This is a genomic window from Pantoea sp. QMID4 (genome assembly GCF_030270445.1).
Taxonomy (GTDB): domain Bacteria; phylum Pseudomonadota; class Gammaproteobacteria; order Enterobacterales; family Enterobacteriaceae; genus Pantoea; species Pantoea vagans.
The window spans coordinates 123,357-147,034 of sequence record NZ_BSXL01000001.1 but is presented as its reverse complement, the minus strand read 5'-3'; the positions used below and the strand labels follow the sequence as shown (position 1 = coordinate 147,034).

The 23,678-nt window shown below is 56.9% G+C and carries 16 protein-coding genes; 3 read left to right on the top strand and 13 right to left on the bottom strand.

Going from position 1 to position 23,678, the window contains the following annotated elements; genetic code table 11:
* The first annotated feature begins 92 nt into the window (after positions 1 to 92).
* From xseA to QSK07_RS00665, 3 genes are all read left to right on the top strand, one after another.
* Entirely contained in the window at positions 93 to 1,466 is a 1,374-nt protein-coding gene (gene xseA, locus QSK07_RS00675) for an exodeoxyribonuclease VII large subunit (RefSeq protein ID WP_285720590.1), read from the top strand.
* Positions 1,467 to 1,748: 282 nt separating this feature from the next.
* Positions 1,749 to 2,762, top strand: coding sequence for a M4 family metallopeptidase (locus QSK07_RS00670; RefSeq protein WP_285720187.1), 1,014 nt, complete (start codon positions 1,749 to 1,751; stop codon positions 2,760 to 2,762).
* On the top strand, positions 2,759 to 3,091 hold the full coding sequence (locus QSK07_RS00665; protein ID WP_285720186.1) for a protealysin inhibitor emfourin: 333 nt from the start codon (positions 2,759 to 2,761) through the stop codon (positions 3,089 to 3,091). The genes QSK07_RS00670 and QSK07_RS00665 overlap by 4 nt, the downstream gene beginning before the upstream one ends.
* A 349-nt stretch (positions 3,092 to 3,440) precedes the next feature.
* Here the strand turns inward: QSK07_RS00665 and QSK07_RS00660 are convergent, their stop codons facing one another.
* The 13 genes from QSK07_RS00660 to QSK07_RS00600 form a co-directional block, all read right to left on the bottom strand.
* Positions 3,441 to 5,882, bottom strand: a complete 2,442-nt coding sequence (locus tag QSK07_RS00660) for a glucose/quinate/shikimate family membrane-bound PQQ-dependent dehydrogenase (protein ID WP_285720185.1) — start codon at positions 5,880 to 5,882, stop codon at positions 3,441 to 3,443.
* Between the two features lie 362 nt (positions 5,883 to 6,244).
* On the bottom strand, positions 6,245 to 6,418 hold the full coding sequence (locus tag QSK07_RS00655) for a YfgJ family double zinc ribbon protein (protein WP_285720184.1): 174 nt from the start codon (positions 6,416 to 6,418) through the stop codon (positions 6,245 to 6,247).
* 61 nt (positions 6,419 to 6,479) lie between these two features.
* On the bottom strand, positions 6,480 to 7,970 hold the full coding sequence (der, locus tag QSK07_RS00650) for a ribosome biogenesis GTPase Der (RefSeq protein WP_098052622.1): 1,491 nt from the start codon (positions 7,968 to 7,970) through the stop codon (positions 6,480 to 6,482).
* Between the two features lie 174 nt (positions 7,971 to 8,144).
* A complete protein-coding gene (gene bamB, locus QSK07_RS00645) occupies positions 8,145 to 9,326 on the bottom strand; it encodes an outer membrane protein assembly factor BamB (protein ID WP_013358724.1) in 1,182 nt (393 codons plus the stop codon).
* Positions 9,327 to 9,345: 19 nt separating this feature from the next.
* Positions 9,346 to 9,963, bottom strand: coding sequence for a YfgM family protein (locus QSK07_RS00640; protein WP_098052621.1), 618 nt, complete (start codon positions 9,961 to 9,963; stop codon positions 9,346 to 9,348).
* Between the two features lie 39 nt (positions 9,964 to 10,002).
* On the bottom strand, positions 10,003 to 11,277 hold the full coding sequence (hisS, locus tag QSK07_RS00635; RefSeq protein ID WP_098052620.1) for a histidine--tRNA ligase: 1,275 nt from the start codon (positions 11,275 to 11,277) through the stop codon (positions 10,003 to 10,005).
* A gap of 105 nt (positions 11,278 to 11,382) precedes the next feature.
* On the bottom strand, positions 11,383 to 12,504 hold the full coding sequence (ispG, locus tag QSK07_RS00630; RefSeq protein ID WP_098052619.1) for a flavodoxin-dependent (E)-4-hydroxy-3-methylbut-2-enyl-diphosphate synthase: 1,122 nt from the start codon (positions 12,502 to 12,504) through the stop codon (positions 11,383 to 11,385).
* 37 nt (positions 12,505 to 12,541) lie between these two features.
* Positions 12,542 to 13,558 (bottom strand): cytoskeleton protein RodZ, encoded by a 1,017-nt coding sequence (gene rodZ / locus QSK07_RS00625; protein ID WP_285720183.1) that lies wholly within the window; start codon positions 13,556 to 13,558, stop codon positions 12,542 to 12,544.
* Entirely contained in the window at positions 13,548 to 14,282 is a 735-nt protein-coding gene (gene pilW / locus QSK07_RS00620; RefSeq protein ID WP_285720182.1) for a type IV pilus biogenesis/stability protein PilW, read from the bottom strand. The genes rodZ and pilW overlap by 11 nt, the downstream gene beginning before the upstream one ends.
* Positions 14,283 to 14,362: 80 nt before the next feature.
* Entirely contained in the window at positions 14,363 to 15,532 is a 1,170-nt protein-coding gene (gene rlmN / locus QSK07_RS00615; RefSeq protein ID WP_098052617.1) for a dual-specificity RNA methyltransferase RlmN, read from the bottom strand.
* Between the two features lie 186 nt (positions 15,533 to 15,718).
* The gene (gene ndk, locus QSK07_RS00610; protein ID WP_003848684.1) at positions 15,719 to 16,150 is read right to left on the bottom strand and encodes a nucleoside-diphosphate kinase; all 432 of its coding nucleotides are present in this window, start codon (positions 16,148 to 16,150) and stop codon (positions 15,719 to 15,721) included.
* A gap of 175 nt (positions 16,151 to 16,325) precedes the next feature.
* Positions 16,326 to 18,662, bottom strand: a complete 2,337-nt coding sequence (gene pbpC / locus QSK07_RS00605) for a peptidoglycan glycosyltransferase PbpC (protein ID WP_285720181.1) — start codon at positions 18,660 to 18,662, stop codon at positions 16,326 to 16,328.
* Entirely contained in the window at positions 18,663 to 23,552 is a 4,890-nt protein-coding gene (locus tag QSK07_RS00600; protein WP_285720180.1) for an alpha-2-macroglobulin family protein, read from the bottom strand.
* Positions 23,553 to 23,678 lie beyond the last annotated feature (126 nt).

Below are 23,678 nucleotides of genomic sequence, written 5' to 3'. Positions count from 1 at the left end.
CCAGCATTATTTACGAAAAACTCTTGATCCGCACTGACAGCCCTGTAGTATCGATGAATTAACCTGCTGATTTGGAATTTGATCTTCGTCACATGTCGCTGCCCTCTACCGCCAATATTTTTACCGTCAGCCGTCTCAATACGACAGTGCGTCAGCTGCTGGAGAAAGAGATGGGCCTGGTCTGGATCAGCGCTGAGATCTCCAACTTTACCCAACCGGCTTCCGGTCACTGGTACTTCACGCTGAAAGATGATGGCGCTCAGGTTCGCTGCGCCATGTTCCGCAACAGCAACCGTCGCGTCACCTTCCGTCCACAGCATGGTCAGCAGGTGCTGGTTCGCGCCAACATCACGCTCTATGAGCCCCGTGGTGACTATCAGCTGATTGCTGAAAGCATGCATCCGGCGGGTGAAGGCCTGCTGCAACAGCAGTTTGAACTGCTGAAAGCAAAGCTGGCGAGCGAAGGCTTATTTGAGCCGCAGCATAAGCAACCGCTACCGGAACCGGCGCGTCAGGTCGGGGTCATCACCTCCTCCACCGGCGCAGCGCTGCATGATGTGTTACGCGTGCTGCATCGCCGTGATCCCTCCCTGCCTGTGGTCATCTACCCGACCGTGGTACAGGGCGTTGATGCGCCAGCCGCTATCGTCCGGGCGATTGAAATTGCCAATCTGCGTAACGAGTGCGATGTGTTAATCGTCGGGCGCGGCGGCGGTTCGCTGGAAGATTTATGGAGCTTTAACGACGAACGCGTAGCGCGCGCCATTTTTGCCAGCCGCATTCCTATCGTCAGCGCCGTCGGTCATGAAACGGATGTCACCATTGCTGACTTCGTCGCCGATTTACGCGCCCCTACCCCTTCAGCAGCCGCAGAAATTGTCAGCCGGAACCAGCTGGAACTGCTGCGCCAGTTGCAGTCGCAGCAGCAGCGGCTGGAAATGGCGATGGATTACTATCTGGCGCGCCAGCAGCGGCTTTACACGCGTCTTGAGCATCGCCTGCAGCAGCAGCATCCACAACTGCGTCTGGCCCGTCAGCAGACCGCCCTGTTCCGCCTGCAGCAGCGTCTGGGTGAAGCGATGGAAACCCGCCTTCGTTATGCCACACGTCAGCATGATCGCCTGGCGCATCGGCTCAACGCTCAACAGCCGCAGCAGCGTCTGTTCCAGGCGCAAAAACAGCTGCAAAGCTGGCACTATCGCCTGCAGCAGGGCATGGCAACACAGCTGAGCAGTAATAAACAGCAGTTTGGTCAGCGGGTCGCACAGCTCGAGGGTGTCAGCCCGCTGGCGACGCTGGCGCGTGGTTTTAGCGTGACCACCGACACCACCGGACAAGTGGTGAAGAAAACCGAACAGCTGCAGAGCGGCGACCTGCTGCGCACCCGTCTGGATGATGGCTGGGTTGAAAGCCAGGTAACACAGCTGTTACCTGAGAAAAAGCGCCGCCGCAAAACCACTTCCTGACGCTGTCCGGCTGCTCACACCTCTCCACTTAACGCTGGCCTCATTCATGAGGCCTGTACAGCTTCACCGGTTATGTTTATGGCTGATTTTTGCTGCCAGAAATTCTCATATAACTCATCAGAATTTTTATCTGAAAAATAAGCGCTATCTCCAATCCGCCCCTGACACTGACTTTGCGCGCCACCTCACATTTTTCCATTTACCGCTGGCCTCCCTCATGAGGTCTAACCAGCCAGACGGGTCTATACTTTTGACTCATTCCTTTTTGCCAAGGAGTCTCACATGGCTTACTGCGTTATTCCTCCCTATATCCTTCGCAAGATCATCGCTCACAGTTCCGGCCACCAGCAGGAGCAGGCTCGCCGCACCCTGACGCACGTTCAGCACCTGATGGCGGAACACTGGCAAAAACCAACCGGCGTTAAAACGGCGGCGGGTGGTCACGTTGAACGCGAAATTTATGATGCCCAGAGCCAGGAAACCCTGCCGGGTAAGCTGATTCGTCAGGAAGGCCAGCCGGGTAATGATGATGTCGCGGCTGAAGAAGCCTGGGACTACCTTGGCGTGACCTATGACTTCTTCTGGCAGGCGTATCAGCGTAATTCGCTGGATGGTCAGGGCCTGAAGTTGCTGGGTACCGTGCATTACGGTGAGAAATACCAGAACGCCTTCTGGAACGGTCAGCAGATGGTATTTGGCGATGGTGACGGCGAAATCTTTAATCGCTTCACCATTGCGATTGACGTTGTGGCCCACGAACTGGCGCATGGCGTCACGGAAAACGAAGCCGGATTAATCTATTTTGAGCAGGCTGGCGCACTGAATGAGTCGCTGTCGGATGTCTTTGGCTCGCTGGTAAAACAGTTCAGCAAAAAGCAGCGTGCGGATGAAGCAGACTGGATTATTGGTGAAGGGCTGCTGGCGAAGGGTATTAACGGGCGTGGTCTGCGGTCGATGTCCGAACCCGGCACCGCCTACGACGACCCGATGCTGGGCAAAGACCCGCAACCGGCCCACATGGATCACTATGTGAAAACCCGCGAAGACAATGGCGGCGTGCATATCAACTCCGGCATTCCTAACCGGGCTTTTTATCTGGCGGCCAAGGCGCTGGGTGGTCATGCGTGGGAACAGGCGGGATATGCCTGGTATGACACGGTGTGTGACGACGAACTGCCACAGGATGCAGATTTTAAAACCTTTGCCCGCTTCACCATTAAGCATGGCGAAAAGCGGTTTAACCCGTCAGTGAGCAGTGCCATTGAACAGGCGTGGAAGGAGGTTGGCGTGCTATGAGTGACCTGCCCGAACTCACCGATGATGCGACCATCGTCGTTGCGCGTGAAGGCGGCATGGCCTTTATTCCGGGGCTGCGCGCCGAACGTCGCTTTATGCTGGGTGAGTTGCCACCCCCTGAAAAACAACGCGTCTGCCATGCACTTGAGCAGGCTATGCCACTGGGCGAATCCGAGGAGAAAGCCGCACAGGTGGGCAGTGGCGACCAGCGTTATTTTCGCATCCAGATTCAGTATGCCACCCGCCGTGAGGCGGGCACCATTGTGCTGCTGATCCCGGAACAGATAGCCCCGCCTGAGCTAAAGGCGCTGTGGCACGACGGAAAATAAGCAAATAAAAAGGGCCGACAATGTCGGTCCTGAGACAGCGGATAATCCGATGTGAATCTTGCAGCAACGAATAAGCTTAAAGCGAAGGTAACACGGTCAGAGGAGGAAAGCGTCCCGCGCCATGGACAAAAATGCCGGGAGCGTTTTTGAACAACGCAACGCGTTGGCCCGGTTACGGGCACACCTCAGGGATGAGGTGTGTAATCGCGCGGGCCGGGCAGTCATGGATGACGATTTTGCGACTTTCCGATCTGACCATTTTCCCTGAGCATGCTCGGTTTTACAGCAAATGGGGTAAGACTTTTTCAAAAAAAGGGCCGACAATGTCGGCCCTTTTCTTTATGCGTTGTTACTTGCTGTCTGGCAGCGCGTAAGCAATCACGTAATCACCGCGGTCCGGTGACTGACGTGCGCCACCTGCCGAAATCAGAATGTACTGTTTACCATCTTTCGGTGAAACGTAGCTCATCGGGCCACCCTGACTGCCGACCGGCAGGCGTGCTTTCCACACCTCTTTACCGGTTGAAGAGTCAAAGGCGCGCAGATAGTAATCCTGCGTACCGGCGATGAACACCAGGCCACCCTGCGTTGCCAGCGTACCGCCCAGCGTTGGCATGCCAACCGGCATTTTCACACGCATTTTAATGCCAAACGGACCGGTATCCTGCACGGTACCGACCGGCACCTGCCAGACAATTTTCTGGGTTTTCATGTCAATCGCCGACAGCGTACCAAATGGCGGTTTCTGACAAGGAATACCCAGCGGTGACATAAAGCGGTTTTTATTCACAGCATATGGCGTGCCTTTCAGCGGGACGGCACCCATACCGGTGTTGATCGCTTCGCCGCCGTTGCTGCCACGGGCAATGTTGCGGGTATCCGCCGGGATCATCTGAACCCACAGGCCCAGACGCATGTCATTGACGAACAGCAGATGATTGTTCGGATCGGTCGACATGCTGCCCCAGTTCATACCACCCAGCGAACCCGGGAAGCTCAGAGACTTATCGGTGTCCGGCACGGTGAACAGGCCGTCGTAGCGCATTGATTTAAAGCCAATGCGGCAGGCCAGCTGATCAAACGGCGTTGCACCCCACATGTCAGACTCTTTCAGCGTCTGGTTGCCAATCTGCGGCATACCGGTCGAGTGTGGCTGTGTTTTCGTGTACTGCTCGTTCGGGATATGCCCCTGCGGCATCGGCAGTTCTTCGACTTTGGTCAGCGGCTTGCCGGTCATACGATCAAGCACGAAGATCATGCCGGTTTTACCACCAATCACCACCGCTGGCGTGGTGCTGCCATCTTTCTGCGGGAAGTCGATCAGGCTTGGCTGCATCGGCAGGTCGAAGTCCCACAGATCGTTATGTACGGTCTGATAGACCCACTTCTCTTTACCGGTAGTCGCATCCAGCGCCAGCACCGAAGCACCGTATTTGTGATCCAGTTCGGTACGGTTCGCACCCCAGAGGTCAACCGACGAACTACCCATCGGGATGAACACCGTGTTCATGGCCGGGTCGTAAGACATCGGCGCCCAGGAGTTCGGCGTACTGCGGGTATAATCTTTACCCGGCATCAGAATCGCATTCGGGTCAATGTTGCCTGGGTCAAATGCCCAGCGCATTTTACCGGTGATAACGTCAAAGCCACGCAGCACACCACCTGGCATATCGGTCTGCACGTTATCCGCAACACGACCACCCACCACGACGGTGGTGCCCGCCAGCGTTGGCGCTGACGTCAGCTGATACTGTGGATCCGGTGCCTGGCCCAGTCCTGCTTTAAGATCAACGATGCCGTGATCGCCAAAGTTTTCACAGAACTCACCGTTGTCGGCGTTAATCGCAATCAGACGCGCGTCGATGGTGTTCATCAGAATGCGACGCTGGCAGCTGTCACCGGCTGGCAGCACAGCGGCAGGTACAGGTGAAGAACCCGGCTTATCCGGCTGTTGCAGCGGTTTGGTTGCGTCAAAGTAAGCCAGACCACGGCAGCGCGGCCAGACTTCTGCTTTGGCATTGATTTCACGTTTCCAGATCTGCTTACCGCTGTTGGCTTCAACGGCGATGACATTGTTGTGCGGCGTACAGAGGTAAAGAGTATTGCCAATCTGCAACGGTGTCTGCTGATCTTCTGCGCCGTTCCCGGTCGGGCTGACAGGCGTATCACCGGTGTGGAAGGTCCAGGCGACCTGCAGATCTTTCACGTTGTCGCGGGTGATTTGGTCCAGCGCCACAAAGCGGCTGCCCTGCGGAGTATTACCGTAGTTATCCCAGTCTTTCTGTTGTCTGGCTTTATCAACCGGGACCAGCGGCAACTCTTCGCCGGTGCCGGCAACGGTAGGATGTGGCTGGAACATCTGTATCAGCGTCACAACCATGCCTGCCGCCAGCAGCGCAGAGAAGGCGTAAGAGGGTTTTGCCAGTGAGTGCTTACCTTCGTGCTTACGCAGTGAAGGCCAGATCAAAAAGGCCAGCAGCATCAGTCCGGCAGGCACCATCAGGCGTGAGACCAGCGGCCAGAACTCCAGACCCGCATCAAACAGCGACCAGATCAGGGTGCCGACAAAGACCAGCAGGAACAGAATCACTGCCGATGATTTGCGACGGAAGAATTGAATTGCGGAGAGTACAGTGACGATACCCGCAATTAAAAAGTACCAGCTACCGCCAAGGGCTGCCAGTTTACCGCCGCCAATGGCAAAAAACAGACCGGTGGCAAGCAGCACCAGTCCGAGCAGCACGGATGCGATTCCCAGCCCCTTTCCGGAGCGGGAGGATGTTTCAGCCATAACACTTACTCTCCTGAATAAACAGAGCATCCGGACAGATGCCGTCCCGGTCTCTGGCGCGTTATGCACGTCCGCGCAGAGCATTGTTCTGTTTCAAATCGAATATAAACAGACCCGCGTCCGTGAGAATCTGTGGGCCGGAAGAGCACGGATGTGGCTGACCCCTCCCACGACGCGGCAGGATTGTACCACCTGGTACATTACAGAGTGAACATATACAACGCATTTGTTACGGCGTAATAGCATTTTTGCTACAAAAAGGGCCAGGGATCGCGCTGCGTTATCTGACATTTTAAGCGTAGCTGAAAGCGAGGTCAGTGACCGGGTGGCTGGAAAAGTACCCGCTTGCGGGAGATCAGACCCTATCCGTTACGGCAAAAATAGTCCACTGCGCCGCAGGCTTTCAGCACCTCAAGCGGCTGATGACACTCAGGACAGCAGGGATGCGCCGGGTAATGTGCTCCGCAGGCTGTGCAGATACATTCACCGTCGCCGAGCGACAGCGGTTGCTGACATTTTTCACACAGCACACGCATTATGTTCTCCCTCGTGCGTTATTCAGCGCAAAAAAAAGAGGGCCAGATGGCCCTCATTTTATTAACGCTTATTCTTTTTCATATGCGCCATCAGACGCTTACGCTTACGCTGCTGCGTTGGCGTCAGCAGGTTACGTTTGCCTTCATAAGGGTTATCACCCTCTTTGAACTGAATGCGAATTGGCGTTCCCATCACGTTAAGTGATTTACGGAAATAGTTCATCAGGTAGCGTTTATAAGAATCAGGCAGATCCTTAACCTGGTTACCGTGGATCACCACGATAGGCGGGTTATAGCCACCAGCATGCGCGTATTTAAGCTTAACGCGACGACCACGTACCAGCGGCGGCTGGTGATCGTCTGCCGCCATGTTCATGATGCGGGTCAGCAGCGAGGTATTTACGCGTCGGGTCGAACAGTCATAGGCTTCCGTGATTGACTCAAACAGATTACCTACGCCGCTCCCGTGCAGCGCAGAGATAAAGTGGATGCGGGCGAAATCGATAAAGCCCAGACGGAAATCCAGCGTCTCTTTCACTTCATCACGCACTTCCTGCGACAGGCCATCCCATTTGTTGACCACAATCACCAGCGAGCGACCACTGTTAAGAATGAAGCCCAGCAGCGAGAGATCCTGATCGGAAATACCGGCATGGGCATCAATCACCAGCATCACGACGTTGGCATCTTCAATCGCCTGCAGCGTCTTGATTACCGAGAATTTTTCAACGGTGTCCGAGATTTTGGCACGCTTACGCACGCCTGCGGTGTCGATCAGAACATATTCACGTCCATCACGCTCCATCGGAATATAGATACTGTCGCGGGTGGTGCCCGGCATGTCGTAGACCACCACGCGGTCTTCACCGAGAATACGGTTAGTAAGCGTTGACTTACCTACGTTAGGACGGCCAACGATCGCCAGTTTGATTGGCAAGCCAGTCGGGTCGAAGTTTTCTTCTTCCTCTGCGGCTTCCTGCTCCGCAATTTCGTCAGCTTCAAGCGCAGCCCAGTAAGCCTGGTTCTCTTCTTCTTCAGTGAGCTCAACCGCCTCAACTTCTTCCATCCACGGCAGCAGTGCCTCTTCTATCAGGCTGCTCACACCACGACCATGCGAGGCCGCAATAGCGTGAATCTCGCCCAGGCCCAGTGAATAGAAGTCGACAACCGCCTGATCCGGATCGAGTCCGTCAGTTTTGTTTGCTACCAGGAAAGTGGCTTTCTGACGCGAGCGGAGGTGCTTAGCGATCTGCTGATCGGCGGCCATCATGCCCGCACGCGCATCGACCATAAACAGCACGACATCGGCTTCTTCAATCGCCAGCAGTGACTGCTCGGCCATCCGCGTTTCAACACCCTCTTCGGTGCCGTCGATACCACCGGTATCAATAACAATAAATTCGCGCCCTTCCACTTCGGCGCGACCATATTTGCGATCGCGAGTCAGTCCAGGAAAATCCGCTACCAGCGCATCACGTGTGCGGGTTAAGCGGTTAAATAGCGTAGATTTTCCCACATTGGGACGCCCAACCAGCGCGACCACAGGTACCATAACAAAATGCCTCAATAAATAATGAATCGCCCGAATGGCGTGATTATAACGGCTCTGGCCGCTAAGTTCAGGCTTAAGGCGCAAAGAATACCATGCCTGACTAAAAACGAAACGGCCCCTGATTAAATCAGGAGCCGTCGGAACGGAGGATTTCACCTGCCAGACGTTTACCCGTTAACGGGTAATCGCATAAACCTCGCCGTCTTTCGACTGGATCAGCAGCTTATCGCTGGCGACCACCGGCTCAGTCTGGAAGCCTGAGCTATCCAGTTTCTGCTGTGCGACAAAACGACCATCAGTGGTGTTCAGCCAGTGCAGATAACCTTCACTGTCGCCGACCACCAGGTAGCCGTTGTAGAGCACCGGTGATGTCAGATTGCGATGAAGCAGATCGCTCTGACGCCAGATGGCAACACCGCCGTCAGCGTTCAGCGCAATCACGCGGTCATCCTGATCGACCAGATAGATGCGACCGGCATCGACAATCAAATCTTTCACACCGCCAATTTCGCGTTTCCATAAAATCTGGCCGGAACGCAGATCCAGCGCCGACAGATTACCGTTGTAAGCGAGTGCATACACAACGCCGTTAACGATAACCGGCGTGGTATCGACGTCGTTAAGACGGTCGATCTCAGTGGCACCGCTGACCTGAGAAATACGCTGCTGCCAGATCAGCTGCCCCTGATTCATCACCACGGCACTGACGCGACCGTTGTCGCCACCGACTATGGCGCCGCCAAATGCGACAGCAGGTGCCGATTCACCGCGCAGAGACAACGCTGGCATATCCAGGTTGACGCTCCACTTCACCGCACCGCTGCTCTGATCCAGTCCCTGCAGCATGCCGTTACTGGTATGCACCAGTACCAGACCATCGCTGACGACAGGACGAGACAGGGCTTCACCTGCGACGCTGGTCTGCCAGGCCAGGCTGCCATCACTGCTGTTAAGTGCATAAACTTTGCCGCGCTCGCTGCCAACATAAACCCGATCGCCATCAGCGGTCAGGCCGCCTGATAACAGTGCTGAGCGGTTTTTAGAGAAGAAGCCGGTTTTCTCAGAGAGATCGACTTTCCATTTTTCTTTACCGTCTGCGGCATCCAGCGCTTTGACAATACCAAAACGATCGGCTGCAAAAACGGTGTTATCCTGCCAGGCCGGATGCAGATTTGAGTAGAAGTCACCGACGCCATCGCCTACCGAGGTGTTCCACACTTTCTGTGGCGTGAACTGATTTTCCACCTTCGGCAACGGGGCCATTTTTACTACATCTTCTTCGCCGCTAAACAGCGAACAACCGCTGAGCAAAGTGACTGAAATCAGTCCTGGCAGCAGGTATTTACGTAATTCCATGTGCGCTCTCTTGACTGGCTTAGCTTAAGTTATTCATCTTCATCTGCATCATTTGCTTTAATGCCGGAGAGGCGTCAGATTCGACGCCTTTACTCCAGGCATCGCGCGCGCCTTGTTTGTCACCTTTGGTCAGCAGCGCTTCGCCGCGAATATCGGCCACAATGGCTGTCCAGCCATCACCCTTCACACCGTCAAGGGTTTTAAGCGCCGCGTCCGCTTGATTCTGTTGCAGTTGAATGCGTGCCAGGCGCAGGTTAATGACCGCCTGCAGATTGGCATCTTTGGTATCTTTCAGTCCGTTTTGCAGCAGCGTCGCGGCCTTATCAAACTGACCGGCGTCAACATACTGCTTCGCCAGATCCATCGCAGCCAGCGCACCGTAGGTATTACTGTTTTCACTGGCAAAACGGTTCACCGCTTCCAGCGTTTCCGGTTTACCCGCCTGCATGGCGCTGGTGAGCTGCTGATACTGCGCGGACACGGATTTCGCCGTATCATCCTGATGACTGCTCCAGTAACGCCAGCCACCCAGCGCAGCAATGCCGATGACTACGCCAATGGCTAACGCTTTGCCATTACTGGCAAAAAAGTTGCGCAGCGCGTCGGTTTGCTCGTTCTCATTGCTATACACTTCCACGCAATCCCTCTCCTTTCTATGATTGGTGCTGTGTCACGCTTACTGTAACAGCGTGCGCAATACAGCAGCAGCCTCTGCCTGATCCAGCGTTTGCTGCTCGCCACGGCGCAGATCTTTAATCACGACCTGACCGGCTTTGACTTCGTCTTCGCCTAACACCAGGGCAACACGCGCGCCCCACTTATCAGCACGGGCAAATTGCTTCTTGAAGTTACCGCCGCCAAAGTTGGTCATCAGCCTCAGTTCCGGTGCTTCATCACGCAATTTCTCAGCCAGCTGCATCGCAGCAGACTGCACGCCCTGACCTGAAGCGATAACATAGACATCCACATTGCTCGTCGGTTCAAATTCAGGATTAACCGCCTGAACAAGCAGCACCAGACGCTCCATGCCCATGGCGAAACCCACGGCAGGTGTAGCACGACCGCCGAGCTGCTCAACCAGGCCATCGTAGCGACCACCGCCACACACCGTGCCCTGTGAACCCAGGCTATCGGTGACCCACTCAATCACGGTGCGATTGTAGTAATCCAGGCCACGTACCAGACGCTGATTGACGGTGTAGCTGATACCTGCGTCATCCAGCAGGGCACACAGGCCGCTGAAATGCTCGCGAGATTCGTCATCCAGATAGTCGCCAAGCTGTGGCGCATCATTCAGCAGTTGCTGAACATCGGGATTTTTGCTGTCGAGAACGCGCATCGGGTTGCTGTACATACGGCGTTTGCAATCCTCATCCAGCACGTCTTTGTGCTGTTCAAGGAAGGCGACCAGCGCGTCACGATAAAGCGCGCGCGCCTCCAGTGAACCGATAGAGTTGAGTTCCAGACGAACGTGCTCAGAGATACCCAGGGCTTTCCACCAGCGGGCATTCAGCATGATCAGTTCAGCATCGATGTCCGGTCCCTGCAGACCAAACACTTCTACACCGATCTGATAAAACTGACGATAACGGCCTTTTTGCGGACGCTCATAGCGGAACATCGGTCCCATGTACCACAGGCGCTGTTCCTGGTTGTAGAGTAAACCATGTTCGATACCGGCGCGCACGCAGCCTGCCGTGCCTTCCGGACGCAGCGTCAGGCTTTCACCGTTGCGGTCGTCGAAGGTATACATCTCTTTTTCAACCACATCGGTGACTTCACCGATGGCGCGTTTAAACAGTGGGGTTTGCTCTACCAGTGGCAAGCGAATTTCGCTGTAACCGTAGCTCGCCAGCGTCTGCTTAAGAACGCCTTCAATCCGTTGCCAGAGGGCAGTATCCGCAGGCAGGTAGTCGTTCATCCCGCGAATTGCCTGAATATTCTTCGCCACGTTAAAATCTCTTAATGCAAAAAAACCTGTCCGGCATCATACCTTATGAGGATGAAACCGCACAGGTTCGGTCAAAAAAGTCACGTACGCAGGCCGCGCACGCCATTATTTTTCCAGATGCTGCACATCAATACGGCGGCTGGCATCCAGCATCGACGCTTTGGCACGAATGCGCGCTTCCAGCTGATCGATCATGTCATTGTTGTCGAGACGATCGCGCTGACGCACACCATCTTCGTAGAAACCGCTCTTCTTGCTGCCGCCGGTTACGCCCAGCGTAGAGAGGGTCGCTTCGCCGGGTCCGTTGACTACACAGCCGATAATCGAAACATCCATCGGCGTAATCAGATCTTCCAGACGCTGCTCCAGCGCGTTGACCGTACCAATGACGTCAAATTCCTGACGTGAGCAGGTCGGGCAGGCGATGAAGTTGATACCGCGAGAGCGAATACGCAGTGACTTCAGGATATCAAAACCGACTTTCACTTCTTCAACCGGATCGGCCGCCAGCGAGATGCGCAGCGTATCGCCAATCCCTTCTGACAGCAGCAGCCCCAGGCCAATCGCCGATTTCACCGCGCCCGCACGCGCGCCACCCGCTTCGGTGATGCCGAGATGCAGAGGCTGTTCGATCTGTTTCGCCAGCAGGCGATAAGATTCAACCGCGAGGAAGACGTCAGACGCTTTTACGCTGACTTTGAATTGATCGAAGTTAAGGCGGTCGAGATGATCGACATGGCGCATGGCGGATTCCAGCAGCGCCTGTGGCGTCGGCTCGCCATACTTTTCCTGCAGATCTTTTTCCAGCGAACCGGCGTTTACGCCAATTCGGATCGGAATATTGTTGTCGCGTGCGCAGTCGACCACCGTACGGATGCGCTCATTGTTCCCGATGTTACCGGGATTGATGCGCAGGCAGTCGACGCCATACTCGGCGACTTTCAGGGCGATGCGGTAGTCAAAATGAATATCTGCAACCAGCGGCACGTTTACCTGCTGTTTGATCAGTCTGAATGCTTCTGCGGCATCCATGGTAGGCACCGAGATACGCACGATGTCGACACCGACGCGCTCAAGGGCTTTGATCTGATTTACCGTCGCTTCCACGTCAGTGGTGCGGGTGTTGGTCATCGACTGTACGGCGATTGGCGCGCCGTCACCGACCGGCACCTTGCCGACGTAAATGCGTTTGGATTTACGGCGGATAATGGGTGCTTCGTTATGCATATTTCTTCTCCACAATTGCCCGGTACGCGATACGCTGTTATTGCGCACCCAACGTCAGGCGAGCAACCTGGTTATTACGGATAAAACGGCTTAAATCAACGGGCTGATTCTGATATTGCACCTGAACCGCGGAAGGCGCGCCAATTTTCAGACGATACGGAGGCGTTCCTGCGAGGCTGAGTTTACCACCACTACGCTGAATGCCGCTGAACAGTTTTTTGCCAGTCGCATCGCTCACTTCAAGCCAGCAGTCTGCGTTAAAAGTCATGACCACTGCGTTAGGGTCAGCAGCCGGTTCACTGACTGCGGCTGCGCCTACCGGCATCTGAGGTGATGTGCTGGTACCGGACTGGGTGGCTGCCGGGGCAGCCGTCGTGTTTTCCACAGCTGCCTGACTCGGTGACACCACCGCATTACTGTTGGTGTCCTGCTGTGCGGCAGTCGCGCCATTGCTGGCGCTGGCGGCCGGAGCCGTACGTGCTGGCGTGCTGGCCGCACTGTTATCACGGGTCGTGGTATTGCTTTCGTCCGGCGCGGCAGGTGCCGCGCTGTCACCGCTGGATTCACCCAGCGGAATCGACTGACCATTGTCGCCGCTGCTGCTGTTCTGATCGGTCATCGGCACCAGATCATCCTGTGACGCCTTATGATTCTGCCACCACCAGGCGCCGGTCAGTCCCACCACCACAAACACAACCAGCCAGGTGAAAATCATCAGCCAGCCGTCGCGTTTTTTGCGGCGCTTACCCAGTGAGAAACTTTGCATCGGTTCGATTTTTGCAGCACGAACCGGTGTCTGTTTCGCCATCATTGGCAGCAGTTCCTCTTCAGGAATATGCACCAGACGCGCGTAAGAGCGAATGTAGCCGCGCAGGAACGTAGAGGCTAAATCAGCCGGCGATTTGTCTTCCTCAATGTCACGCACGGTAGAGAGTTTCAGGCACAGGCGCTCAGCGACGTTCTGCTGCGTCAGCCCCATCTGCTCACGGGCCAGACGCAGGCGTTCACCTGTTGAATGTAATGCAGAGTTTTCTTGAGTGGCTTCAGTATTCATTAGCTAAATAACGCTGGTACTGTATCGATTGCGGAAAACGTCGCGCTAACTGGTCGCCATAACGTGAAACGTCAGCGGCATTTCCCTGTAGCGCGGCGAAACGTAAGTGTAACACCAGACTTCGTGCCGTTTCGGGCAACTGTTGCTGGTAAACGTCGAGCAAAACCTGCACCTTTGCCAGCTGGTTATCTGCCATCAGCTTTTCAGCTTCCGACAGCAGCGAATCCGCTTTGCGTCTGTCGGCCTCAAGGGCCTGACGTAACGTCCTGCGGGCAGCGGCAACATCGCCCGCCTGCAGATAACAAAACCCTGCCAGTTCACGCGCGTCATTGCGTGCGTCAAACTGAGGTGCAGCGCCTGCCCGACTAAACTGTTGATGCGCTTCGTCATACTGCCTTAAAGCGCAGAGAAACGCACCGTAATTGTTAGCAACAAAACCATTATCCGGGGCCTGCTGCTGTGCCAGTATAAACCGTGCCTGCGCCGCTGTCTGATTACCCTGCTGCTGCGCCAGCCGTGCCCGTGCAAGCGAGACCCGGTAGTCTTCGGGCGCGGCAGCCTGCGCGCGCAGAAAGTTTCGCTCTGCCGCGGCATAGTCACCACTGGCCAGATAGTGCATCCCTAACTGCAGACGCACCTCTTCAGCGCCGGGTTCACAGGGCTGGCTGACACACCCGCTTACAACAAACAGCACCAGTAAAACTGCAGGTAATCCGTTACGCATAATCGTTTCCATCCGGTTGACATTGACAGGCTGCAGCCTGCCACGCGTCATCACTTCAGGAAACGCACTCTGTCACTCTTCTAGAGAGCCTTCACAGATATGGCTTCACCCGCCATTTTTTTACGCAGCGTTCGCTTGGTACGGTCGATCACTTCTCCGGCTAACTGACCACAGGCGGCATCAATATCGTCGCCACGGGTTTTACGCACGATGGTGGTAAAACCATAATCCATCAGCACCTTGGAGAAACGATCGATGCGGCTGTTTGAGCTACGGCCATACGGTGCGCCCGGGAAGGGGTTCCACGGAATCAGGTTAATTTTACACGGTGTTTCTTTCAGTAATGCGGCAAGTTCATGCGCATCGTCGGTGCTATCGTTGACGTGATCCAGCAACACATACTCAATGGTCACACGTCCCTGATTGGCGTTAGATTTACCAATGTAGCGTTTCACCGCCGCCAGGAAGGTTTCGATATTGTACTTTTTGTTGATTGGCACGATGTCATCGCGCAGCTTATCGTTCGGCGCATGCAGGGAAATGGCCAGCGCAACGTCAATCATATCGCCCAGTTTATCCAGCGCAGGAACGACACCCGAAGTTGAGAGGGTCACGCGACGCTTCGACAGACCAAAACCGAAGTCATCCAGCATGATTTCCATCGCCGGGACCACGTTATTGAGGTTGAGCAGCGGCTCGCCCATGCCCATCATCACCACGTTGGTGATAGGACGCTGGCCGGTGATTTTCGCTGCGCCGACAATTTTCGCCGCACGCCACACCTGACCAATAATTTCTGACACCCGAAGATTACGGTTAAAGCCCTGCTGTGCGGTCGAACAGAATTTACACTCCAGCGCACACCCCACCTGTGACGAAACACAGAGCGTAGCGCGGTCGCCTTCCGGGATATAAACCGTTTCCACCAGCTGGTCACCGACACGAATGGCCCATTTAATGGTGCCGTCAGTAGAGCGCATCTCCTCCGCCACTTCTGGCGCGCGGATCTCCGTCAGCTCCATCAGCCGGTTACGCAGCTTTTTGTTGATGTCGGTCATCTGCTCGAAATCATCGCAGCAGTAGTGATAAATCCACTTCATGACCTGATCGGCGCGGAACGGCTTTTCACCCAGCGACAGGAAGAATTCGCGCATCTGCTGACGGTTGAGATCCAGCAGGTTGATTTTCTGGCTTGTGGGGGAGACGACAATAGGGGATGCGGACGCGGACGTCACAATCTGTTCGGACATAATATTCTCTGGCCTCGTTGTTACACGTTATGGCGCTGTTCAGGGATAGGTGAAAAAATTGCGCCTTCATTAAGCGATGTCAATGAAGGCGCAATATTGTACAACATCTGCGACCTGATAACAGGCGGGAGTGACCTCCCCTGCACAGATTTTTGTAAAGCCGCTGTAACGTTTATCGCCCGGCGATTAACGGGTACGTGGGCAGATTTCGTTTTCGCCGAAGAAGTAAGCGATTTCGCGGGCAGCAGATTCCGCAGAATCTGAACCGTGGGTCGCGTTTTCGGTGAAGCTGTCAGCGTAGTCAGCACGCAGAGTGCCAGCCAGTGCGTTTGCCGGGTTAGTAGCACCCATCAGGTCACGGTGACGCTGAACGGCATTTTCACCTTCCAGCACGGAAACAACAACCGGGCCAGAGGTCATGAATTCAACCAGACCATCGAAGAATGGTTTGCCCTGGTGCTCAGCGTAAAAGCCTTCAGCCTGCTCTTTGCTCAGCTGCAGCATTTTTGCGCCAACAATTTTGAAGCCTGCGCTTTCAAAACGGTTGTAGATAGCACCGATCACATTTTTAGCGACGGCGTTTGGCTTGATGATAGAAAAAGTACGTTCGATTGCCATGATGACCTCTGTCTTGACGTTCTGAAGAAACCGGTGGCGTTCGCCCCGGTTAATAAACGGCGCCGATTATAGGGGCTGAGTCCGGCATTGCCTATCAGAGATCCCTAATTTGTTGAAAATTCTTGATCTGAGTCGAAGCGGACGCGCTTCAGTTATGATTCAGCGCAGAAAACCATCATCCCCGACTGAAGGTGACTGAGACAAGCTGGCCCTCTTCATCCATCACCACCAGCTGATATTCACCCGGATGATCGAGATGCAGCGACATCTCTGCGGCATTGTGCGTTATGAGAGGCTCACCATTCAGGAACCACCAGCGCTGCGTACCCTGCCCGCCCTGCACCGCGACCGGGATCGTCAGTGCAGCGTTGCCCGGCAGCGGCTTAACAATTTGCCCTTCAATGACGCCGGTGACGATCAGCGGTGCACTGCTGCCCTGCTGTAACGGTGGACAGTGCATATCAACAGGTGGCAGACGCCGCGCCCGCCGCTCCTGAGGCGGCAGCCAGGCTTCCAGCGGCAGCGGCCAGACCAGCCGTTCGTGACGGGTGGCGCCGGGACAGTCGGCAGCAACGCGCAGCCCCTGCGCATTCTGCCAGTAACTCAGGCGCAATCCGCTGAGGCTCTCCTGGCCGGGTGCCAGCAGCGTTGGCGGCAGCGTATCCGAAGCAACCCAGCTTTGCCGCCGCTGACGACAGTTTTCGTCTCCGGCGGCCAGCGGCTGACCACCAGGCCAGCAGATAGTCGCGACCGTCACCGAGGCAGGACGCGGATCGACCGGCACGTCACGTCGTCCAGTCCCACTCATCAGCACGCTGTTAATCTGGTTCATGATCGGCACGGCTGAGGCAAAACCAAACTGGCCTGCCACCGGGGTGGCATCCGGTCGCCCGACCCAGACGCCAATCAGATAGCGGGGATTGATACCCACCGACCAGGCGTCGCGATAGCCGTAACTGGTGCCGGTTTTCCAGGCGAGTGGCACCACGTCAGGTACACTGCCATTACCGGCAGGCTGCGCTTCCCCCGCCAGGATACGCCGGATGATCCATGCCGATTCCGTTGATAGCAGCGGTCGCTGCTGCAATGGTTGATCGGGCATCCAGCGCAGCTGAGCGGCATTACCGTGGCGGGCAAAGGCGCTGTAGGCCGCGACAATTTCATCCATGCGCGCCCCGGTGCCGCCGAGAATCAGAGAAAGATTGGGTTCAGCGCCAGGCGGAAAACGTAAATTCAGACCCACATTGCGCAGACGCGCCGCGACGTTTTTCGGCCCCAGTGCCTCCAGCAGTTGAACGGCGGGCAGATTCAGGGAGCGCACCAGCGCATCGCTGGCGCTGACCGGTCCGTGAAAGCCGGTGTCAAAATTGCCGGGCCGGTAATCACCAAAACGACGCGGCACATCCTGCAGCAGCGATTCGGCATGAATCAGTCCCTCGTCCAGCGCCATGCCGTAGATAAAGGGTTTTAACACCGAACCTGGCGAGCGCACGCTGGCGATCATATCCACATGACCAAAACGGCTGTCATCAGTAAAGTCAGCCGAGCCGACGTAGCCGCGAACGGCCATGGTGGTGTGATCCACCACCAGCATCGCCAGCGAGGTACGCGGCGGCAGCTGGTTTTTAACGTTCAGCGCCAGGCTTTCCAGTTCGCGCTGCAGTGAAGGATCGAGTGTAGAGACAATTTTATCACTGCGGCTGATCGACAGCAGCCGCCGGGCCAGCAGCGGTGCCATCTGCGGCATCTGTCGCGGCGGCAGCCACACCGGCTCCTGACGAATTTCCGCCACCTGTTCCGCGGACCAGATGCGGTATTCCGCCAGTCGATCCAGCACTTTATTGCGAGCGGCTTCCGCCCGCTCCGGCCAGCGATCGGGCCGCAGACGGCTGGGTGCCTGCGGCAACACCGCCAGCAGCGCCGCCTCGCCCGGTGTCAGCTGCGACGGGGCTTTGCCCAGCCAGCTCCAGCTTGCCGCGCCCACCCCTTCCAGCGTGCCGCCAAAGGGCGCACGGTTAAGATAGAGCGTCAGAATATCCCGTTTGGAAAGATGCCACTCCAGCTGCAGCGCCCGCCACACCTGAATCAGCTTACCCCGCAACGTGCGGGGTTGCGGGTCGATAAGGCGCGCCACCTGCATAGTCAGGGTGCTGCCGCCGGAAATCACACTCTGATGACGCAGATCCTGCCAGGCGGCGCGCAGCAGGGCCAGAGGGTTGATGCCAGGGTGATACCAGAACCAGCGATCTTCGTAAGTGAGCAGCGCCTGCAGATAGGCCGGTGCCACCTCTTCGGGTGTAACCGGATAGCGCCAGATGCCGTTGCTGTCAGCGAAGCGCCACAGCGGCGTACCGTCGCTGGCCACAATGACCCGCGCGGGCTGCACCTGTTTAAGCGGCAGCGGGAACAACCGATCCAGTCCCCATATCGCCAGCCATAACACCAGAAAAAAAAGCGGCAGCGCGAGCCACCGCTTTTTAATCGTGCTGATGTTTACCACGCCCTGCGTCACTTATTGAATATGCAGCTGCGATGGCGTAATGCCGGTGGCACGCCACTCCGGCACATACATCGACTCCACCTGGGGCGGCGGCATCAGGAAGCGACCCGGTGTGACCGCACGCGCCAGGTAGACCAGCGTTGCGGGACGATAAGTATCCACCGCCAGCGCCGCGACAAAGCGATCGTCACGGAACTCAATATGCTTAATGTCCGCCTGCTGCATATCGCCCATGCTCTCCTTCAGCGCATCCGCACTGTCGCCAAGGCTGGCGCTGCTGTTCGCCAGGTTCTGGTTTTCCAGCTCCAGACCGGCAGGCAGCAGATCCACCACCAGCGCATCGCTGATGCTGCGTTTCGACGAAACGGTCAGACGTACCACCAGCAACTCTCCGCTGCGCAGATTACTCAGATCGGCGGCTTTGCCATCCAGGGTAAAGTATTCACGTTTTATCCCAAGCACATTGCTCTCCGGCTGCGGGGCGGTCAGCGGATAGCCTGTCACATCCAGACGACCATAAAGCGGCGCACTTCCTGAATTACGGATGGCTAAGCCCTGTAACAGGCGGTCAGCCGCCAGCCCTTTATTGAGTGGCGCATCGCCCTGCAGCGGTTCTGAATTACCCGACAGCAGCGCCTGCCAGCTGCCGCCCTGCGCACGTTGCAGAGTGTGAGCTGCCAGATAAAGTGCGTTATTTTCCTGAGTCGAGAACCAGCGTTTGCCATTCACCTCCCTGGACAGTGACAGCAGCAGACTGTTTTGCACATCCGGCTGCAGCTTATTTTCCGCCAGCAACGCAATCATCATCCCCTGATCGCGCACCGTGCTGCCATAGTCGCCATACCACTCTTTGTCCGAACGCGTCAGCGTAGCTCCCTGCATGATTGCCTGCTGAGCGCGCTGCGCGTCACCCATCAGCTTCAGCGCGACGCCAAGCTGCATCAGCGCCAGGCCGGAGCGGGACTTCTCACGCTGCTGATACAAGGCGCGCAGCGCACCCAGCGGGGCACGTTGCTGACGCGCCAGCACCAGTCCGGCGTAAGCCTGCACGCTGAACTGCAGCGCGGCGTTGTTATCACCGCCGCCGCTGATCTGCGAGGGATCCTGCAGATAGCGCAGCAGCCGTGCATTAGCGCGCTCCACCACATTATCCGGCAGCGCATAGCCCGCCTCGCTGGCGCGCAGCAGGAAGTCCGTCACATAGGGCGTCAGCCAGAACTCCTCTTCACTCTCTTTATCCCATAGCCCGAAGCTGCCGTTAGCTCGCTGCATCCCGGCCAGACGGGCAATGCCGGTGTCGACAGCGGCCCGACGCGCCTCATCGCTGCTGATCTTGATCCCCATGGCGGTCAGCTCAGCATGGCTGGTGTAAAGCGAAGGCCAGAGTCCGCTGCTGGTCTGTTCCAGGCAGCCGTAGGGATAGGCGTAAAGCGCACTGATATAGCTGGCGATATTCAGCAGTGGTCGATTGCTCAGCGTCAGCTGTCCGCTCAGGGTTTGTGCATCCAGCCCCGTCAGCGCCGCCGCCGCTATCTCCCAGGGCTGATCGGGATTGATGACGGCATCAAAGTTCAGTGTCTGCGCCGGATAAGGTGGTCTGACACCAATTTTCCACTGCTGTCTGCCGGGCTTTATCTGTTCACCTGGCAGGTTCAGACCGGAAATCTGTACGGTAACCTCGCCCTCACCAAAGCCCGTTTTCGCCGTAACCGGAATCTGTAAGGTGGTGCGTGCACCTTTAGCCAGCGTCACACTCTGGCTGGCAGCACCAGCCAGATCCACCAGGCCACTGCTGGACAGATCCACCTTCAGGGTTTGCGGCAGATCGGTCAGGTTAGTGAGATCCAGCGCCAGTGATGCGGTATCGCCGCTGGCAAGGAAACGTGGGGTAGCCAGCTCGCTGATCAGCGGCGCCGCGACCACCAGTTTGCGCTCTGCGGCACCGAAGCTGTCATCGCTCCAGGCCTGCGTCATCAGCCGGAGTTCACCGTTAAAGGCCGGGATCGGCAGCGTGATCGATCCGTTGCCCGCTTTATCCAGCGTCACCACCTGTAACTGCTGCGCGACGATATTGACACGCGTCACCGGTTTTTTACCGCCGCGCGTCATCGATTCATCCTCGCCATCACCACCAAAACGCAGCGCCGCCAGCCGGCCGCCGCCTTCGATCAGCTGACCGAAAACGTCGTACTGATCGACGTTGTAGCGTTTACGGCCAAAGAAAGCCTGCCATGGATCGGGCGTTTTAAAATCCGTTACGCTCAGTACCCCACTGTCCACTGCTGACAGCAGCACATTCACTTTTTCTGGCAGCGGACCGCCGTCACGACTGGCGTGAACGTTGACCGTCAGGCGTTGCTCAGGACGGATTTTATCGGGTGCCGCAAGCGTCAGGTTTAAGCGACGTGCTTCGGTCGCCATCGGCAGGTGCAACAGCCCCACCGCGCGTTTGGGTGTGGCACCACTGACCTTATCACCGTCACGTACCACGATGGCGCTGAAGTAGATATCGTGACGCCGCCAGCTCTCAGCCACCGGCACATCCACCGTGGTGCCGCCCTTTGGTACGGTCAGCGGCTGCCACCAGAGCGTGCCGCTGCTCGACTCCACCATCAGGTAGCCTTTACCGGCTGCCGGTGATTCGACCTGCAGGTGCACGGTGTCACCCGGCTGGTAAGCCGCTTTATCCAGCTTCAGTCTGACCTGATCGGGACGCAACGCACCCGTGCCGTTGGTGTTGTCCTGCCAGTCATAGCCGGCCTGGAACCGCACGCTGCTGACGATCCTCTCACCCGCCTGCACTTCCAGCCGGTAGTGGCCCCACTCGACCGGGAAGCTGACTTTGGTGCTGCCGTCAGCCGGGATTGAGATGGCGCGTTCATCTTCCTGCAGATCTTTGTCGCCGTACTGCGACTGCCAGCCTTCGCTGTCAGAGAAGCTCCAGTAGTAATCACGGCGCTCACGGATCAGTCGCACGTCCAGCTTGTCTGCCGCCAGTTTCCTGCCCTGACTGTTGGCATAGACAATGTCGAATTCGGCCAGGCTCTCTTCCGGCACGGCAGGCTCATCGTGATAGCGGTCGCTGCGGTAGTCATAAACTGCCTTATTACCAAACAGCGGCCGGATGCCCGGCAGTGCGTCAGCGGGCCAGATAGCCTGGATGGCCCGACGGGTGACCGGACGTCCGCCGGTCTCCAGCAGGCTGGCCTGAAGGATCAGGTTAAGCGGGGAGTGCAGCTGGTCCCACTGATTCTCTACCGTAAGCTGCGCTTTACCGCTGGCATCAAGCCTGAGGTCCACTTCATCCAGCGTGCGCTTTAATCCCTCTTCGGTGATGTCACCAAACTGGTAGCCTGGCAGTGCAGCCACGGCTTCGCGTGCCGGTCGCAGATAGAGTTGCCCCTGTAAGGTGCTCCCGGCAGCTGGCGCACCATAGAGGTAACGTCCTTCAATACCGAACTCAACGCTGGCACCAGCAGGTTGCGGCTGAGGATCATTTTTAAGGCTTAACGCCATGCGCTCCGGCAGGAAATCCTCAACGTGAAAATGCCACTCGCGCTTAAGGTTATCGCCGGTATTGAGCCGCAGCATCCAGTCGCCGGTCATGGCGGACGCGGGCAGCGCCAGTCGCTGCTGGTAGAGTCCTGCTTCAGGCTGCCAGACAAAGGTTCGCATCACCTGGCCGTCGGGCTGCACCAGCTCCGCTTTGATCGGCTGAGTAGGCAGCGGGCGTCCGTCGGCATCACGCAGCAGCGCATTGACGATGACGATTTCGCCGGGCCGGTAGATATCGCGCGGGCCAAAGACAAACAGCTGTTTGTCATAGCCCTGCGGCCCGGCTACCGGAAACTCAGCCAGATCCAGCGCCGGACGCGCCAGATCGATCAGCGAGGTTTGCTCGCCCTGCACGCCCAGCAGGAGCTTGCCTTTTTCGTTCGCCTTGAGGCGCAGATGACCGGTGCTGTCACTGGTGTCGCTCTGCAGCACCTGCCCTTTCTCATCCAGCAACCTGACGCTGACGCCGGAAAGCGGCTGGCCATTTGCCAGACTCTGGGCGAAGAGGTCGAACTGAGTCGGGAAGCGGTGCAGTGACAGGCCAATATCGCTCAGAGTAAAGAGTGTGGCGGGCTGGCTGTAATGATAAGTCCCGGCCTGCTTCATGACGGCCAGATAGACGCCGGGCTGCTGAAGCGCGGTAATGTCACTCATCGGCAGCTGCAGTTTTTCACGGGTGTTTCGCGCCGGATTAAGTTCAAAGCGTCCGGTATAGACCAGCTGGCTGCTTTTCAGCAGATCCTGTGACTGCCAGCTGGAGAGGTTGTTACCGTAATTCCACTGTGAGAGAAACCGGGCCAGACCAGCATTCTTAATGCGGAAGAAATCGACATCAACCTGGTTAACATTCAGCGCCAGTACCGGCAGGCCATGGGTGATGCGCAGCGGCAGCAGTGAACCGCGGCTGGCAAAGCCCACCATCGGCTGGATATCGCTGGACGCGATTTTTTTACTGTAATCGGTGGCGAGCGTCTCACCGCTGGCGGCGCGCAGTCCCGCATCCACCGTAACGGTGAAGTGGCGCGACGGCTCGGGGTGGCGGAAGCGCAACGTTTTACGGTTAGCGGAAAGCTCCCAGCCGCCATCCACCCGGCCCTGTTTGTCGTCGGTCAGCCTGACTTTCTGCGCGATATCCTGTTTGTCATCCAGCGGCTGACTGAAGGTTAAAACCAGGGCAGCGGCACCGTCGATCTGCAGTTCCGAGAGATCGATAATCGTCAGCGGCTTGCTGGCCTGGGCGGTTGCGGATATCTCTGCCGCCTGAAGAGGCAGGGGTAACAGGGTCGCTGACAGCAGCGAGCCACCGATCAGCATACTGAGCAGCAGCCGGGTAGTGCGTTTTTTCATGGTAGTTCCTTCACCGGGACGCAGGGAGTGTCGTTTGATTACGCTGCGCAATTTCATATCAATGCTCGCATTTAATCAACGCTTCTCTTGAGATGGTGCGCACATTCCCTGACACTGGTATGACAG

Excerpts from the sequence above, each read along its gene's own strand:
- xseA (WP_285720590.1), top strand. The coding sequence starts at position 93 with ATGTCGCTGCCCTCTACCGCCAATATTTTTACCGTCAGCCGTCTCAAT.
- QSK07_RS00660 (WP_285720185.1), bottom strand. The coding sequence starts at position 5,882 with ATGGCTGAAACATCCTCCCGCTCCGGAAAGGGGCTGGGAATCGCATCC.
- QSK07_RS00655 (WP_285720184.1), bottom strand. The coding sequence starts at position 6,418 with ATGCGTGTGCTGTGTGAAAAATGTCAGCAACCGCTGTCGCTCGGCGAC.
- ispG (WP_098052619.1), bottom strand. The coding sequence starts at position 12,504 with ATGCATAACGAAGCACCCATTATCCGCCGTAAATCCAAACGCATTTAC.
- pilW (WP_285720182.1), bottom strand. The coding sequence starts at position 14,282 with ATGCGTAACGGATTACCTGCAGTTTTACTGGTGCTGTTTGTTGTAAGC.
- QSK07_RS00670 (WP_285720187.1), top strand. The coding sequence starts at position 1,749 with ATGGCTTACTGCGTTATTCCTCCCTATATCCTTCGCAAGATCATCGCT.
- ndk (WP_003848684.1), bottom strand. The coding sequence starts at position 16,150 with ATGGCAATCGAACGTACTTTTTCTATCATCAAGCCAAACGCCGTCGCT.
- rodZ (WP_285720183.1), bottom strand. The coding sequence starts at position 13,558 with ATGAATACTGAAGCCACTCAAGAAAACTCTGCATTACATTCAACAGGT.
- rlmN (WP_098052617.1), bottom strand. The coding sequence starts at position 15,532 with ATGTCCGAACAGATTGTGACGTCCGCGTCCGCATCCCCTATTGTCGTC.
- QSK07_RS00600 (WP_285720180.1), bottom strand. The coding sequence starts at position 23,552 with ATGAAAAAACGCACTACCCGGCTGCTGCTCAGTATGCTGATCGGTGGC.
- bamB (WP_013358724.1), bottom strand. The coding sequence starts at position 9,326 with ATGGAATTACGTAAATACCTGCTGCCAGGACTGATTTCAGTCACTTTG.
- der (WP_098052622.1), bottom strand. The coding sequence starts at position 7,970 with ATGGTACCTGTGGTCGCGCTGGTTGGGCGTCCCAATGTGGGAAAATCT.
- QSK07_RS00665 (WP_285720186.1), top strand. The coding sequence starts at position 2,759 with ATGAGTGACCTGCCCGAACTCACCGATGATGCGACCATCGTCGTTGCG.